Source organism: Glutamicibacter sp. NPDC087583 (assembly GCF_044743685.1).
In the GTDB taxonomy this organism is placed as follows: domain Bacteria; phylum Actinomycetota; class Actinomycetes; order Actinomycetales; family Micrococcaceae; genus Glutamicibacter.
This window is the reverse complement of record NZ_JBIUWY010000008.1, coordinates 43,934-58,357: the sequence shown is the minus strand read 5'-3', so window position 1 is coordinate 58,357 and position 14,424 is coordinate 43,934. Positions and strand designations below refer to the sequence as shown.

General features: G+C 59.8%; 16 protein-coding genes. 8 read left to right on the top strand and 8 right to left on the bottom strand.

All coding sequences use genetic code 11. The features are described 5' to 3' along the window. The first annotated feature begins 7 nt into the window (after positions 1-7). Positions 8-685, top strand: a complete 678-nt coding sequence (locus tag ACIOU9_RS16180) for a response regulator transcription factor (protein WP_332728518.1) — start codon at positions 8-10, stop codon at positions 683-685. On the opposite strand, the gene soxR is transcribed toward ACIOU9_RS16180, so the two are convergent. Beyond that, complete coding sequence (soxR, locus tag ACIOU9_RS16175; protein WP_332727574.1) at positions 666-1,175, bottom strand: redox-sensitive transcriptional activator SoxR; 510 nt, start codon at positions 1,173-1,175, stop codon at positions 666-668. The two genes, ACIOU9_RS16180 and soxR, sit on opposite strands and share 20 nt — an antisense overlap. Before the next feature lie 87 nt (positions 1,176-1,262). Here soxR and ACIOU9_RS16170 point away from each other — a divergent pair, with 87 nt between their 5' ends. The 5 genes from ACIOU9_RS16170 to ACIOU9_RS16150 all read left to right on the top strand — a co-directional run bounded on the left by ACIOU9_RS16170 (position 1,263) and on the right by ACIOU9_RS16150 (position 4,766). After that, positions 1,263-1,496: a hypothetical protein gene (locus tag ACIOU9_RS16170; protein WP_402697541.1), complete on the top strand. Its 234-nt coding sequence runs from the start codon at positions 1,263-1,265 to the stop codon at positions 1,494-1,496. Positions 1,497-1,681: 185 nt separating this feature from the next. Then, positions 1,682-2,815 carry an LLM class flavin-dependent oxidoreductase gene (locus ACIOU9_RS16165; protein ID WP_105661548.1) on the top strand — a complete coding sequence of 378 codons (1,134 nt, stop codon included), beginning with the start codon at positions 1,682-1,684 and terminating at the stop codon, positions 2,813-2,815. Further along, on the top strand, positions 2,799-3,257 hold the full coding sequence (locus ACIOU9_RS16160; protein ID WP_105658053.1) for a MarR family winged helix-turn-helix transcriptional regulator: 459 nt from the start codon (positions 2,799-2,801) through the stop codon (positions 3,255-3,257). Before ACIOU9_RS16165 ends, ACIOU9_RS16160 begins: the two co-directional genes overlap by 17 nt. A gap of 122 nt (positions 3,258-3,379) precedes the next feature. Beyond that, positions 3,380-4,063: a hypothetical protein gene (locus ACIOU9_RS16155; protein ID WP_105661090.1), complete on the top strand. Its 684-nt coding sequence runs from the start codon at positions 3,380-3,382 to the stop codon at positions 4,061-4,063. 109 nt (positions 4,064-4,172) lie between these two features. Beyond that, entirely contained in the window at positions 4,173-4,766 is a 594-nt protein-coding gene (locus ACIOU9_RS16150) for a dihydrofolate reductase family protein (RefSeq protein ID WP_402697539.1), read from the top strand. Between the two features lie 13 nt (positions 4,767-4,779). On the opposite strand, the gene ACIOU9_RS16145 is transcribed toward ACIOU9_RS16150, so the two are convergent. Together ACIOU9_RS16145 and ACIOU9_RS16140 are read right to left on the bottom strand one after the other, a co-directional pair. After that, positions 4,780-5,256, bottom strand: a complete 477-nt coding sequence (locus tag ACIOU9_RS16145) for an SRPBCC family protein (RefSeq protein WP_332499038.1) — start codon at positions 5,254-5,256, stop codon at positions 4,780-4,782. A gap of 69 nt (positions 5,257-5,325) precedes the next feature. After that, the gene (locus ACIOU9_RS16140; RefSeq protein WP_166650847.1) at positions 5,326-5,835 is read right to left on the bottom strand and encodes a GNAT family N-acetyltransferase; all 510 of its coding nucleotides are present in this window, start codon (positions 5,833-5,835) and stop codon (positions 5,326-5,328) included. Between the two features lie 449 nt (positions 5,836-6,284). Here ACIOU9_RS16140 and ACIOU9_RS16135 point away from each other — a divergent pair, with 449 nt between their 5' ends. Further along, positions 6,285-7,712: a D-alanyl-D-alanine carboxypeptidase family protein gene (locus tag ACIOU9_RS16135; protein ID WP_402697537.1), complete on the top strand. Its 1,428-nt coding sequence runs from the start codon at positions 6,285-6,287 to the stop codon at positions 7,710-7,712. Between the two features lie 65 nt (positions 7,713-7,777). Here ACIOU9_RS16135 and ACIOU9_RS16130 read toward each other — a convergent pair whose 3' ends face one another. The 5 genes from ACIOU9_RS16130 to ACIOU9_RS16110 are packed head-to-tail and all read right to left on the bottom strand — an operon-like array spanning position 7,778 to position 13,480. Next, the gene (locus tag ACIOU9_RS16130; RefSeq protein WP_402697535.1) at positions 7,778-8,920 is read right to left on the bottom strand and encodes a cysteine desulfurase family protein; all 1,143 of its coding nucleotides are present in this window, start codon (positions 8,918-8,920) and stop codon (positions 7,778-7,780) included. Then, complete coding sequence (nadC, locus tag ACIOU9_RS16125; RefSeq protein ID WP_402697534.1) at positions 8,917-9,783, bottom strand: carboxylating nicotinate-nucleotide diphosphorylase; 867 nt, start codon at positions 9,781-9,783, stop codon at positions 8,917-8,919. The genes ACIOU9_RS16130 and nadC overlap by 4 nt, the downstream gene beginning before the upstream one ends. Next, a complete protein-coding gene (gene nadB / locus ACIOU9_RS16120) occupies positions 9,780-11,423 on the bottom strand; it encodes an L-aspartate oxidase (RefSeq protein WP_402697533.1) in 1,644 nt (547 codons plus the stop codon). Before nadB ends, nadC begins: the two co-directional genes overlap by 4 nt. Further along, positions 11,420-12,703, bottom strand: a complete 1,284-nt coding sequence (gene nadA / locus ACIOU9_RS16115) for a quinolinate synthase NadA (protein ID WP_332489029.1) — start codon at positions 12,701-12,703, stop codon at positions 11,420-11,422. The genes nadB and nadA overlap by 4 nt, the downstream gene beginning before the upstream one ends. Before the next feature lie 51 nt (positions 12,704-12,754). Further along, positions 12,755-13,480, bottom strand: coding sequence for an NUDIX hydrolase (locus ACIOU9_RS16110; RefSeq protein ID WP_402697531.1), 726 nt, complete (start codon positions 13,478-13,480; stop codon positions 12,755-12,757). Between the two features lie 116 nt (positions 13,481-13,596). Between ACIOU9_RS16110 and ACIOU9_RS16105 the strand changes: the two genes are divergently transcribed. Continuing rightward, positions 13,597-14,355 (top strand): alpha/beta fold hydrolase, encoded by a 759-nt coding sequence (locus tag ACIOU9_RS16105; RefSeq protein ID WP_332498684.1) that lies wholly within the window; start codon positions 13,597-13,599, stop codon positions 14,353-14,355. Positions 14,356-14,424 lie beyond the last annotated feature (69 nt).

Sequence of the window (14,424 nt, the reverse complement as noted above, 5' to 3'; positions counted from 1 at the left end):
ACTGCAGATGAGCATGGATACCCCCGTCAGCGTCCTGCTGGTGGATGACGATGCGCTGATCCGCGCCGGGCTGCGCGCGATCCTGTCCAGCGACCCGGGCATCTTCATTGCCGGGGAAGCGGAGAACGGGGTGCGCGCCATCGAACTGGCCGCGCGCTTGGACCCTTCAGTGATCCTGATGGATATCCGCATGCCGCAGCTCGACGGACTGGGAGCCATGGAAGCAATCCTGGGCCAGGCTCCGGAAACCAAGGTGCTGGTCCTGACCACCTTCGGCGAGGAAGAATACATCGACCAGGCCATGTCCGGCGGAGCCTGCGGATTCATGCTCAAGAGCTCGGGACCCGAGGAACTGCTCGGCGCCATCCATGCGGTGGCCGAAGGCGCCGCGGCGCTCTCCCCGCGCATTGCCCGGAGGGTGATCGACAAGGTGCGCGGGATCGACACCGCCGCGCAGTCCCGGGCCCGGTCCCTGGTCCACGGCTTGACCGTGCGCGAACGCGAGGTCTTGGCGCTGGTGGGCCAGAGCCTGTCCAATGCGGAGATTGCCGCCCGGCTGGTGCTCACCGAGGCGACAGTCAAGGGGCATATGACCGCGATCCTGCTCAAGCTCGGGGCGCGCAACCGCGTGGAGGCCGCCCTGATTGCCTATCAGGGCGGAATCGTCACTCCACGGCGCCGGTAACCCCGTGGCTGGAGTTCGCATCGAGTTTGCGGATCCAGCGAGAGCCTTCGCCTTCCGCGGCGGCCTCATCTCCGGGGTTGACCAGTGAGCAATTCTTGATCGACAGGCATCCGCAGCCGATGCATCCATCCAGCGAATCCCGCAGCGATTCGAGCTGGAGCATGCGGCGATCGATGATCTGCTTCCAATGCGTGCTGAGCTGTTCCCATTCACTCTGCCGCGGCGCCCGGTCTTCGGGCAGCTCGCCCAACGTGCCGGCGATTTCAGCCAGGGTCAGGCCCACGCGCTGGCCAGCAGCGATAATCGCCAGCCTGCGCAACGTGTGCTTGGGGAACACCCGCATGTTCCCGTTGGTCCGCGTGGAGAAAATCAGGTTCCGCGACTCGTAGTACCTGATCGCCGCCACTGATACTCCCGCGCGCCGAGCGAGATCCCCGATGCCTAATTGGCTTTTCCTTGTTGGAACTGCGGACTGGCTGGAGGATGTCATATGAGGAATTATTCAGGTCCGGCCGCTTGACCTCAAGTTAGCTGGAGCCTGTTGGCTGTCGTATGAACTTCTACGAAAGGCCAACTCATGACCGCAACCCAGATTCCGCCATGCACCATCCTGTTCGCTCGCATCCAGGAGCAGCAGTCCGGTACGGATACCGGATCCGCGCTGACTGCGCGCCAGCTGCGACGGGCTTTGCGCCAGTTGCGCAAGCACAGGCGCAATTGCCGGTGCGTGCCAGGGCAGCCCTCTTTGGAACCGGCCCACGAGCAAGGCAACTTGTTCTGGGGTGGCGGTTTCATCCCCACCCGCCGTTGACTCGTTGCCCATTGACTCATTGCACGTTGCCGGCAGTGCGGCGGGCACCCGCCGGACGGTGCACCCCAGGAAGAAAGATCTCCGAGGAGCCCGGGAATATTTGACGCATCAACTTGTTATTACATGCATACGCATATAAATTGGTGGCAGGACATAACGCTTGCACCAGGAAAACAGGAGTGGACATGCAATTCGGAGTATTCTCAGTCAGCGACATCACCCGCGACCCGACTACCGGCCGCATCCCTACCGAAAAAGAGCGCATCGACGCATCGGTGGCGATCGCCAAGAAGGTCGAAGAAATCGGCATGGACGTCTACGCCATCGGCGAGCACCACAACCGCCCGTTCTTCTCCTCCTCCCCTACCACCACGCTGGCCTACATTGCCGCCCAGACCGAGCGCATCATCCTTTCCACCACGACCACGCTGATCACCACCAATGACCCGGTGAAGATCGCCGAGGACTTCGCCATGCTCCAGCACCTGGCAGATGGACGAGTGGACCTGGTTCTGGGCCGCGGCAACACCGGGCCGGTCTACCCATGGTTCGGCAAGAACATGCAGGACTCGGTCAACCTGACCGTGGAGAACTACCACCTGCTGCGCCGCCTGTGGGATGAGGACGTGGTGAACTGGGAAGGCAAGTTCCGCACCCCGCTGCAGAACTTCACCTCCACCCCGCGCCCGCTCGATGACGTGGCACCATTCGTCTGGCACGGCTCGATCCGCACCCCGCAGGTAGCAGAAATCGCCGCCTACTACGGTGACGGCTTCTTCGCCAACAACATCTTCTGGCCAAAGGAGCACTACCAGCAGCTGATCAACCTATACCGCGAGCGCTACGAGCACTATGGGCACGGACGCGCCGACCAGGCCGTGGTTGGCCTGGGCGGCCAGTTCTACATGGCCAAGGATTCCCAGCAGGCAGTCAAGGAATTCCGCCCGTACTTCGATAACGCCCCGGTCTACGGCCATGGCCCGTCGCTGGAAGACTTCACCTCCCAGACCCCGCTGACCGTTGGCTCCCCGCAGCAGGTGCTGGAGAAGACACTGTCCTTCCAGGAGTACTTCGGCAGCTACCAGCGCCAGCTGTTCCTCATCGACCATGCCGGCCTGCCGCTGAAGACCGTGCTGAACCAACTGGACCTGTTCGGCGAGTACGTGCTGCCTGAACTGCGCAAGGAAATGGATTCCCGGGCACCGAAGGACCTTACCCCGGCTCCTACCCATGCGGGATTGGTTGCTGCTCGCGACGCTAAACTGGAAGCTGAGCAAGCAAACACCAAGGAGCCTGTAGCAAGTGACCGGGACCAGTAATCCAGCAGCCTCATTGAAGGTCGCCACCGATGCCTGGGAGGCGCTTTTCCGGGCACAGGTGGCGGTCATGCGCCAGATCACCGCAATGCCGGAGTTCGGCAAGCTGTCCATGCGCGAGTACGACGTGCTGTTCAACTTGCGCACCTGCCCCGGCGGCAAAAGCCGGATGGTAGACCTGAACAAGCAGTTGCTGATTTCGCAGCCCAGCCTCAGCCGCATGGTCACCCGATTGGAAGACCAGGGGCTGGTAGTTCGCGAGGCCGACCCGGATGACCACCGTGCCATGCAGCTCTCGCTAACCGAGGCAGGCCGCAAGCTCCAGCAGGAAATCGGAAGGGAGCACGTCAAGCATCTGCACAATTTGCTGGGCACCGCACTGACCGAAGAAGAATTCCATGAGTTGGAACGCTTGAGCACCAAACTGCGTGAAGCGGTGCAGTAGCTTTTGCCCCAGCCCGGAAGGACATGCCATAGGCAGCTCCTTCCGGGCTCCCGGGCATTCCATGGGATTAAATTGATTCAGCATCAACTGTTCAATCACGGCGCACAGAAGGCAGAACACTCTTGAAGGACGAAAAGCTATTCAGCTTGGAAGAAGCTGCCAGCACCCTTGGCGTAGAAACCAAGGAGTTGCGCAGCTATCTGCGCCAGCATCGTCCCAAGGGCGCCATCCAGAAGCCGCCTCAGCCAGGTGGCAACTGGCATGTCTCCGCCGCTTTGCAGACCCAACTTCAGTTCGCCGGCGCGCCGGGGCTGGAAATTTCCCTCACGCCCATTGACGACCAGGTCATTGAATCCCTGGACTGGTCGCCGTGGGACTCCTTTGAAGCCACCGCCGACTCGGCGCCAGTGGCCCCGGGCGTCTACATGTTCCGCCGCGCGGGCGCCTCGGACCATGAGCCAATCTACGTGGGCCAGGCTGGTGAACGCAGCGGCAAGGGACTTCGCGGAAGACTGAAGATCTATTCCAGCGGCCAGGGCGCGACCTCCGGCATGGGCAAGTACGCTTTTGACGAAGGACTAGCGGATCCCCAGTGGCTGCGGGACCTGGCAATCGAGGCGGACCGCGGTGAATCCCGCTCAATCCAGCAAGTGGCACGCCTGGCCATTGACCGCTTGAATCTTGAAGGCCGGTGGGTCACCTGCATCCACCGCAAGGCGGCCCTGCTCCTGGAAGCAGCGCTGATCCGGAAATACCACTTGTCGCTGTGGAATGTTGCCGGTGCGCCAAAAGACGTGGAGAGCTAGGCGTCTGGGTGCATTGTCCCGAACCTGGGCTTGATTCTGCCTCCGGGCAGGTTCATTGTAGGAGTAGCCACTCTCCCGCCGGCATGTAGGTTGAATCGAGGCATTTGCCATGGGCTCGGTAGTTTGCGATGTCACCGTCTCCCTGGACGGATTCTGCGCTGGACCCAATCAGAGCATGGATAATCCGCTGGGCGAGGGAGCCGAAGCCCTGCACCGCTGGCAGTTTGAGCGCCTCGACGAGAACCAGGCGGAAATTTCCGCTATTACCGAAGCCTCGGCTTTCATCATGGGGAGCAAGATGTTCGGCCCTCCAGCCGGTGAGGACGACGCCGACTGGATCGGGTGGTGGGGAGAGACCCCTCCGTACCATGCCCCGGTCTTCGTGCTCAGCCACCATCCGAAGCCGATGCTCTGCCTGGAGGGCGGGACCAGCTTCCAATTCGTCCCCGATGGGATCGAGGAAGCCCTCGCCGAAGCCCAGGAAGCGGCGGGAGAGAATCCAGTGGCCATCGCCGGTGGAGCAAACACCATTGTGCAGTTCTTGCGAGCCGGCCTCATTGACGAGCTGCGGCTGCATATCGCGCCCATCCGCCTCGGGCATGGCGAACCGATCAGCGTTGAAGATATAGAAACGCATATGGACCGCGTGTCGCGGCGCGAAACGACGCTTGCCACGCACGTCTACTACCAGCGCCGCCGCTAGCTGCCGATCCCGGCTATTTGTAGAACCCCTCGCGGAGGTTGATCCCGTATTCCAGCCACGCCTTCATCGCGGCCAGCATCCCGGTCCAGCCCTCGCAATTCCCAAAGGCGGCCTTGGCTCCTTCGGAGGTCGCCACCCAGCTGGCCTCGCTGATGGTCACCTTGGTTCGGGTGCTGTCTTCCAGAGAAGCGAATTCGAACGTCACGGTATTCATGCCATCGGCAGCGGTGGATTGCTGGCCGCCCCATTGCAGGACAATGCGCTTTGGCTCTTCCACTTCCACGACCTTGACCGGGAACGGGCCGGGGAAATCATGGAAGTCCCAGGTCACGGTGGCACCGTTTTCCATGTGCCCGGATGCTCCGCCGGTAGTGAAGTAATGTGAAAGCTGTTCTGGATCAGCCACAGCTTCGTATACTTGCCTGATCGATTTGGAAATGATTCCCGACACGGTGAAGGACAGTTCGCGAAGCTCTTCATGTGGTTCCATAAGACAGGTTTACGCCCGAAGAGCACTAGTGACAATAGATATGGGAAAATTCCCAGCGAAAATTAGCGCTTAGACGCCAAACGGCTTGGCATAGCGGTAGTTGCCGCGCGGCAGGCGGTTATCGTCGAAGACCCGCACCATGAAGTGCTCGCCCCATGAGGTGCGCGTAGGCAGGATCCCGCGACCTTGCGCCGCTTCGTAGCCGAAGCGGCGGTAGTAGCCAGGGGCGCCCAGCAGAACGATACCGCTGATGCTTTCTTGCTCGGCCCTGTCATGAATTTCTTGCATCAGGATCGACCCGACACCTCGGTGCTGGTATTCCGGGGCGACAGCTAGCGGGCCAAGTCCCAGCAAGGGTTCCCCATTCACTTCTCCCCATGTAGCGATGACGTGCCCAATGACCGTTGTGTCATCCAGGGCAACGATTGAGAAACGGTTATCGTACTGGTCGCAGTCGAATAGACGCTGCAGCAGTCCGACTTCCTCAGGCTCAACCATCGGATCGATGCCGGAGAACGCAGCATGGGTTATTGCATACACCGCAGCTCGGTCATCGAAGACTTCTGGACGGATACGCATGCACGCAAACCTACCAAATCTCGCCGAGCTAGAAAAATTGGCCCTTCGTGTTCTTCCACCAACTTGACTCCAGGAACGGGGCATTTTCCTGGCGGCTGGCGTGAGGATTGCGACTTCTTGCAAGCAAAGTTCAGCGAGCATTTTCCCAGGCCGTGCTCCTTGCGGCACGCCTGGCCGACTGGAAAACCCAGTTGCGAAGACCCTGCGGCCACGGCCCATGGAATACTTGCGGTGCCTCAAGTGGGAGGCCGTTTATCCATATCCACACCGCCAGCAGCAACTGGTTGCCGGCCTCTGGCGCCAAGTGCGGAACTGCCGCGCTAGTTGATTCAAAAGATGCGCCCAACGAGACTATTCCTTCTCTAACGTTTGCAGTAACGTCTTGAACGAGTCATGGATAGATGATGGAATGATGGTCGCATCGCTTGTCACCTCTATCGGAGAGTTCCATGAAACTGCCTCGGGCGTTCAAGACTTCAATGGCTGCCGTCCTGTCGGCCGCACTGCTTGCAACAGTGCTTCCGGCAACCCCGGCACTAGCCGCAGCCCCTGCTCCAGCAACTTCAGCGGTACAGGCTCAGGCACTGGCAGTTGATGGCGGACTGCAGATTGCCGCCAAGAAAATCCAGCGCAATCCGAGCAAGGATGACGTCTTCGTCAACAAGAAGTACCCGCTCAGTCCCGTTAAGTACGCACCGAAGACGGTAGCGGTCAAGGGCACCAACGTCCGGCTGAAGTCCTCGGCGGCCAAGGCCTACAGCAAGATGGCCAAGGCAGCTGCGAAGGACGGTGTCAAGATCCGGGCTGTCAGCGGTTATCGTTCATACAACCGCCAGGCTGAGCTGTTCAACTACTACACCCGCATCTATGGCAAGAGCTACGCTTCACGCATCTCCGCTGTACCGGGCACCAGCGAGCACCAGACTGGCCTGGCCATTGACGTGGGAAATACCAACGGCGCTTGCGGTTTGCAGGCCTGCTTCGCCAACACTCCCGTGGGCAAGTGGGTCGGCAAGAACGCACACAAGTACGGCTTCATCATGCGCTACCAGAAGGGCCAGGAATCCGTCACGGGCTACTCCTACGAGCCGTGGCACTTCCGCTACCTGGGTACCTCCTTGGCCAAGAGCGTGAAGAACTCCGGCGCCAAGAGCCTCGAAGCCTTCTATGGGGTTTCTGGCAAGAAAGCCAAGAGCACTCCCAAGCAGACCAAGGGCACAGCGCGGACCACCGCGAATCTGAATATGCGCACCGGGGCAGGCGCCGGAAACCGACTGTTGGTGACCATCCCGAAAGGCAAGAGCGTCCAACTGACCGGATCCAAGAAGTCCGGTTGGTACCAGGTTCGCTACAGCTCGAAAACCGGTTGGGTATCGGGCAAGTACCTGAAGAACATCTCGATGCCGGCAGCACCGAAGAAGGATTCGAAGAAGAGCGCGCCTCAGAAGAGCACCAGCAATGCCAAGTCTGCCAAGACCACTGCGAACTTGAATATGCGTGCCGGGGCAGGCACCAGCCATCGCGTCGTGCTGACTATTCCGAATGGCAAGAAGGTCGCCATTCGCGGCGCAAAGAAGTCCGGCTGGTACCCGGTGAAGTACGCAGGGAAGAATGGCTGGGTCTCGGGCACCTACCTGAGCAATTTCTCCTCCTCCGGGACTGCACCGAAGACCACCAATCCCAAGAGCTCAAAGTCCTCGTCCAAGAAGACCATCGCGAACCTGAACATGCGCAGTGGTGCGGGAACAGGCAAGCGTGTCATCCTCACTATTCCCAAAGGAAAGACGGTGACCATCCGCGGCTCGAAGAAGTCCGGCTGGTACCCGGTGAAGTATGCCGGGAAGAACGGCTGGGTCTCCGGCACGTACTTGCGCTAGGGCGCCGGCATCGGCTGGCTGCAGTCCTGCTTCCAAGAACTTTTCTGTTCCGGGAAGCAGGATTTTCAGCTTAAGAGCCCGGAGACGCAGGAAACTACAGCCGAGGCCACCTGGCTGATCTCATTTTCTTTTGCGGTGCGCATGAACGAAAGACGGACAGCAGTATGGGCCAGTTCTTCTTCATAGCCCATCGCAGTGAGTACCGCCGAAGGATCGGTCGAGCCTGCTGCGCATGCAGAACCTGAAGAGCATAGGACTCCCCTGCGGGCCAATTCAATCAGCACAGTTTCACCGGCGGTCTTCGGGAAAACGAAGGAGACTATGCCTCCAACACGATGTTCCGGATCCCCTGTCAGCTGGACGCTGCCCGGATGCTTGGCATTGAGTTCCTTGAGAATCCGTTCAACCAGGTACGGGCCAAAGCTTGCGCCCAGTCCTGCTTCGCGCTGTGCGGTCGCTGCCTGCAATGCCGCGGCTATGCCCACGGCAGCGGCCGGGTTCTCGGTTCCCGAACGTATTCCGCCCTGCTGTCCGCCACCGTGCAGCAGCGGCACAAAGCGATGCTTAGCGGACAGGTACAGTGCTCCGCTGCCCTTGAGGCTGCCGAGCTTGTGCCCGGAAATGCTCAATGCGTCCACTGCGGCGCACAACGGCTTGAGATCGATCCAGCCGGCGCCCTGCACGGCGTCCGTATGCATGATCGCCCCAGCGTTGCGGGCCAGTTGGGCAACCTGCACTACCGGTTGAATGGTGCCGACTTCGTTGTTCACTGCCATCACCGAAACCACGGCAACAGCTGCATCGATCAGCTGGCCGGCCGCATCCAGATCGACCAGCCCCGTGGCCGATACCGGGATGATGCGGTGTTCGAATCCGTGGAATTCAACAAGGTACTTGCAGGCTTCCAGTACCGCTGGATGCTCAATGGAGCTTGAGACCACCACACGTCCACGGGGGTTGGCCAAGGCCGCCCCGATCACGGCAGTGTTGGCTCCCTCGGTGCCGCCGGAAGTGAAATAGACTTCCTCTGCTGCCACGCCCAGCTGGCTAGCCAGCTGCGTTCTTGCCCAGTCGTTAGCCCGCTTGGCTTGCTGCCCGGCTTCGTGCAAAGATGCCGGATTACCGAAATCCTTGGTCAACAACGGATTGAGCATGTCGAGAACGTCTTGGCGAGGTGGCGCGGTGGATGCGGCATCCATGTAGATCATGCAATAACCATATCCAGTCCAAGGTCAATTGCTTTCACCGAGTGTGTAATGGCACCCGAGGAAATGACATCAACACCGGCTTCAGCGACAGCCACGACTGTTGATGCGTTGATGTTTCCGCTGGCTTCTACTACTGCTTGCCCGTTGATCAGTTCAATGGCTGCGGGAATGTCAGCGGGATCAAAGTTATCCAGCATGATAATGTCCACTCCGGCGGCGAGCACTGGTGGAATCTGTGCAATGGAATCTACTTCAACTTCCATCGACGTGGTGTGCCCCAGCCGCGCACGTACCGACTTCAGGGCAGCGGTAAGCTGCTCTCCGTTATCCAGCAAAGCCAGGTGGTTGTCCTTGGCCATGAAAGCATCCGATAGGTTGTCCCGGTGGTTGACTCCTCCTCCGCAGCGCACTGCGTAGCGTTCAAGGACGCGAAGGCCCGGCGTCGTTTTCCGGGTATCGACAATGCGGGCTTTGGTATGCGCAACCAGGCCGACGAGCTCAGCGGTCGCCGTGGCGATGGCACACATGCGCTGCAGGAGATTGAGCCCCACGCGTTCAGCGGTCAGCAAGCTCGCCGCCGGCCCGGAGACCTTGAGCAAGCTGTCACCGGCGGCAAACGTGTTTCCGTCGGCAATCAGCTGCTCTACCTCCAGCTGCGCATCGACTAGCTGCATAGTCCGGGTGAATACTGCCCCTCCGGAGAGTACGCCTGGCTGGCGGGCCTGCACCACGGCGGTAGCTGTCGCGCCTTCGGGAACGATGGTAAGTGCGGTGATATCGCCGCGCGGATTGTCCTCGGCGAGCGCCAGCTCGATGATGCGGTCCATGGCAGCGTTGGGTACCGGATGGATCAAAGTGTTCACGCGTTCATTTCCTTGCTCAAAAGGTTCTCGTTGTTCAGCTTGCTTGGGTGCAGGGTCCAGCCATAGCGCACACCCTCATCTGACAGGCTGCTGGTGAATTCGGTTGAATCCAAGCGGTGGTGTGCACCCAGGCTTTTTGTGCGTGCCATGGAACCTGCAGCGATGATCCTTGCAGCGATCCACAGATTGCGCAGTTCCGCCTGCTCTCGCGCAGTGGCAGCGACAGGCGCGCTCGTCGCCAGTATCTGGGCCATTTCTTCGAGCTCCTCGCCGGTGCGGTAGACACCAAGTTTGCTGCTGGCTGCCGTTTGCAGCTGTTCAAGATCCAGGGGTGCTTCCGGGGCAGGCTCGGAGAGTTGCTGGATAGTCAGCGCATCGGTATTGCAGCGAGCATCTGGTGGGTCGCTGATCAAGGCCAGGATGGCTTCTCGGGCAAAAATCATTGCTTCCAGCAAGGAGTTGCTGGCCAAGCGGTTGGCACCATGAACTGTCGTGTTGGCGCATTCGCCGGCCGCATAGAGGCCTGGGACAGAGGTTCGTCCTGAGATGTCGGTGTGGATCCCGCCCATGAAGTAGTGCTGGGCCGCTACCACCGGAATCAGGTCATGAGCCATGTCCAGGCCGGAGCCGCCCGCGGTGCAACTTGCGAGCCGGGCGGTGATGGATGGGAAACGGCCTGCGAGGAATCCTGTGCCACGCGTTTCTTCCACGGCCCGCGCATCAAGGTAGACCTGGTGCCCGGCTTGGATCTGTTCATGGATGCCTCGGGCCACGACATCACGGGGTGCCAGCTCAGCATCCGGGTGAATTCCAGGCATGAAGCGCTGCCCGGCGTCATTGACCAAAATGGCACCTTCACCACGTACGGCTTCGGAAACCATCCCGGCTTCTGGATATCGGGCGGGGTCAACCAGCGTTGGATGGAACTGGATGAATTCGGCATCCGCGATGACAGCACCTGCCCGGGCGGCCAGTCCCAGGCCGTCGGCGGTTGCTCCTTGAGGATTGGTGGTCGCTGAATACAACTGGCCCAGTCCACCGGTAGCCAGCAGGATCGCTTCTGCCAGGAGCAGTTGTTCTGCCTCGTTGCGCAAGTAGTGCACCCCTGAGACTTTTCCATCATGCAGCTGGAGTTCGGTGGCAACTGCATCCTCGAAGATGCTGAGCTTGTTTGCAGTTTCCAATTGGCGCACGGCACGAACCAAGGTTTGCACCAATGAAGCGCCGGTGGCATCCCCATTGATATGCAGAATACGGTGTGCGCTGTGCGCGGCTTCAAGGCCAAGCTGGTAGGAGCCATCTGCATTACGGTCAAAATCCACTGCATAGGATTCCAAAGCCTGCACTAGCTCTTCGCCTGAGGAACACAGGTGTTCCACCGGTTCCACGCCGCAGTGGCCCGCGCCAGCTTTGAGCGTATCGGCAACGTGTTTGGAAACAGAGTCGCCTTGGGCCATGGATGCTCCGGTAACAGCTGATAGCCCGCCCTGCGCGAGCTCAGAGTTCGAGTCCCCCAGTTTCCCTTTGGTCAGCAATACCGGCTGGATGCCCAGCTCTACGGCGTGCAAAGCTGCGCACAGTCCAGCCACACCGGAGCCGACGATCACCAGCTTCTTCGGTTCTTGTTGGACCTGGCTCATGGCTTGGCAGCTAGCATGCGCTCCAGGGCGATCTTTGCATCCCCTTGTTGTTCCTTCGGTACCGAAATTTGGTTGACCACTCGTCCGGCAACCAGCTCTTCGAGCACCCAGGCAAGGTAGCCCGGGTGGATTCGGTACATCGTGGAGCATGGGCAGATCACTGGATCAAGGCAGAAGATGTTGTGCTGCGGGTACTGGGCAGCCAAGCGGTTGACCATATTAATTTCGGTACCGATGGCAAAAGCAGTTGGCTCGGTAGCAGCGGCAATAGCCTTTTGGATGTAGTCGGTAGAGCCGGCTTCATCTGCCGCGTCCACAACTTCCATGGGGCATTCCGGATGCACAATCACGCGCACGCCAGGGAAATCCTCACGCGCCTTGGCGATCTGCGCGGGGTTGAAGCGCTTGTGCACGGAGCAGAAGCCGTGCCACAAAATGACCTTGGCATCGAGCAGCGTGTCAGCTTCGTTGCCGCCCAATTCCTTGCGCGGAGTCCACATCGGCATCTGCTCCAGGGGAATGCCCATGGCCTTAGCGGTGTTGCGTCCAAGGTGCTGGTCCGGGAAAAACAGGACGCGGCGTCCTCGCTCGAAAGCCCACTCCAGAACAGTTGCAGCGTTGGAGGAGGTGCAGACCAGTCCGCCGTTGCGACCGACAAAGGCCTTAAGCTCTGCAGAGCAGTTCATGTAGGTCACCGGAATGACCGGCATCCGCCCATCATCAGCTTCATCCGCATATAGGGCGGTGAGCTCTTCCCAGCACTTTTGCACGCTCGGACCGTCTGCCATGTCTGCCATGGAGCAACCTGCTGCAAGATTCGGAAGGATCACCGATTGGTCCTCGCGGCTGAGAATATCTGCCGTTTCGGCCATGAAGTGCACACCGCAGAACACGATGGCTTCCGCCTTGTCTCGGGTCAATGCTGCGTTGGCCAGCTGGAAGGAGTCACCCACGAAATCCGCATATTTCACCACTTCATCGCGCTGGTAGAAGTGCCCTAGGATCACTGCCCTGTCCCCCAGGGTTTCTTTGGCAGCAATGATGCGAGTATCAAGCTCGGCGTCGCTAGCCTCCAGGTATTCCTCTGGGATGGAACCCTGCACCGGGTAACCAGCTGGAACCGAATCCTCTTGGGAGGCACCTGGCCCGTAGCCCGCAGGGGTGTCCCACGGGTTGGAGGCCAGATCGGTGGAGCAGGTGGATTCCGGAGCCAGCAGATTGAGCCGAGCGATGTTCTGGGCTACCGAGGCATTGGCGTTGTCAGTGATTTGGGTGCTCATGGGTTCGTCCGTTTCTTACAGGATGACGGTGAAAAGTATGAATGGTGCTTGCTAGTCGTGCAGCGGGTCGACTTCCAACGGGTCTGGTCCGTGGCCCACGTAGCGGTATAACCGTGGCGGCCGGTGCTGTCCGCCGGCCAGATACTCATCGGTCTCCTCGATGGAGGCAGTGTTCTTGAGCGTTCGGCGGAAGTTCGCAGGATCCAGGCGGCGTCCGAGGATAGCTTCATAGACTCCGCGCAGGGCCGCCAGGGTGAAGCGTTCTCCTAGCAATCGATGCGCTATCTGCCCGTACTCGGTCTTGTTGCGCAGCCTCCACATGGCGTAGTCCAAGATCTTTCGGTGGTCGAAAGCCATCTGGGCAATCTGCGGATCATCGATATCGAACCAGGCCACGTTGTCGTCTTGGATGGTGGCACCGACCTGGTCAGCGTTCAGCAGCGCAAAGTAGGCGATGGTGACTAGGCGGTGGGTTGGCGAGCGGTCGATATCCCCGAAGGTGTAGAGCTGTTCCAGATAGGTGGGGCGTAGGCCTGTGGTTTCAGCAAGGTTGCGCCCTGCCGCTTGGCCGAGGGATTCCCGCGGATCAACTGGTCCGCCTGGCAGCGCCCACATTCCAGTGTGGGGTTGGCGAATGCGGCGTACCACTGGCAAGCAGAGTTTGTCGGGTCCGCCATCTTTGCCTTCACGGATTCCCAGGATCACAGTGGAAACCGCAAGAGCGGGCGGGAGGTTGCGGCGTTCGTCGACATTCGCCCAACCCGGTACGGATGACATTTCTTATTTGCCTCGTTTTCAGCACATTCGGATTCGTTAGAGTCATTCTGACATTAACGCTCTTGAGGCGCTAGCCCAGATCACATTTCAAGGGTGAATGACCTATGATCAATGGCATGACATTGGATCTGAATCTTCGAGTGGTTCGCGCAAACGCTGAGGTGAAAAGCCCATCCGTGCTTTTCATCCACGGCTTCGCCTCATCCGGCGAACTGAATTGGGACCGCTCGCGGTGGCTGAAATATTTCACTGATGCAGGACGCGATGTCCTTCTGGTTGATTTGCCGGGCCATGGAGAAGATCCTCGCCGCAACGACGGCAGCTGGGCACCAAGCCAGATTCGCCAGGCCCTGGCTGCCATCGTGATGGATCTGGACGATGGACCCGTAGATGTCATCGGCTACTCTTTGGGTTCCCGGCTGGCCTGGGAATTCGCCGCTTTCAATCCGGATTTGGTGAATCATTTGGTCATCGGGGGTCCAGGAGCCGGTGATCCGCTGGCCGCCTTCGAATTGGACCAGGCCCGCACCTACGTTGAGACCGGCGAAAAGATCCATGACGACTACACCGCCGCCATCATGCGGATTGCCGAGGCTGAACCGTCCAATGATCTATCGGCGCTCTTTGAGCTGATTGAGGCAATCAAATCCGAGCCCTACGATCCGGCAGCCAAGGTGCCATCGGTTCCCACCTTGCTGGTCGCCGGAGACCAGGATGATCTCGCGACCACCATGCCGCATTTGCGTCGCCTCCTGAAGGACGAAGGAACACGCAATGAAGTGCTGTGGCTGGCAGGACGCAATCACGCCAACGCGGTAACCAGCCGCGAGTTCAAGGAAAAGGCACTAAACTTCGTTAATGCTGAATTCTTATAATTTACATTTCGCCGCTACTCTGCAGTCAAAATAGTTCGCCTATTAGACACCTCCGCCCTTTCGTCGCTG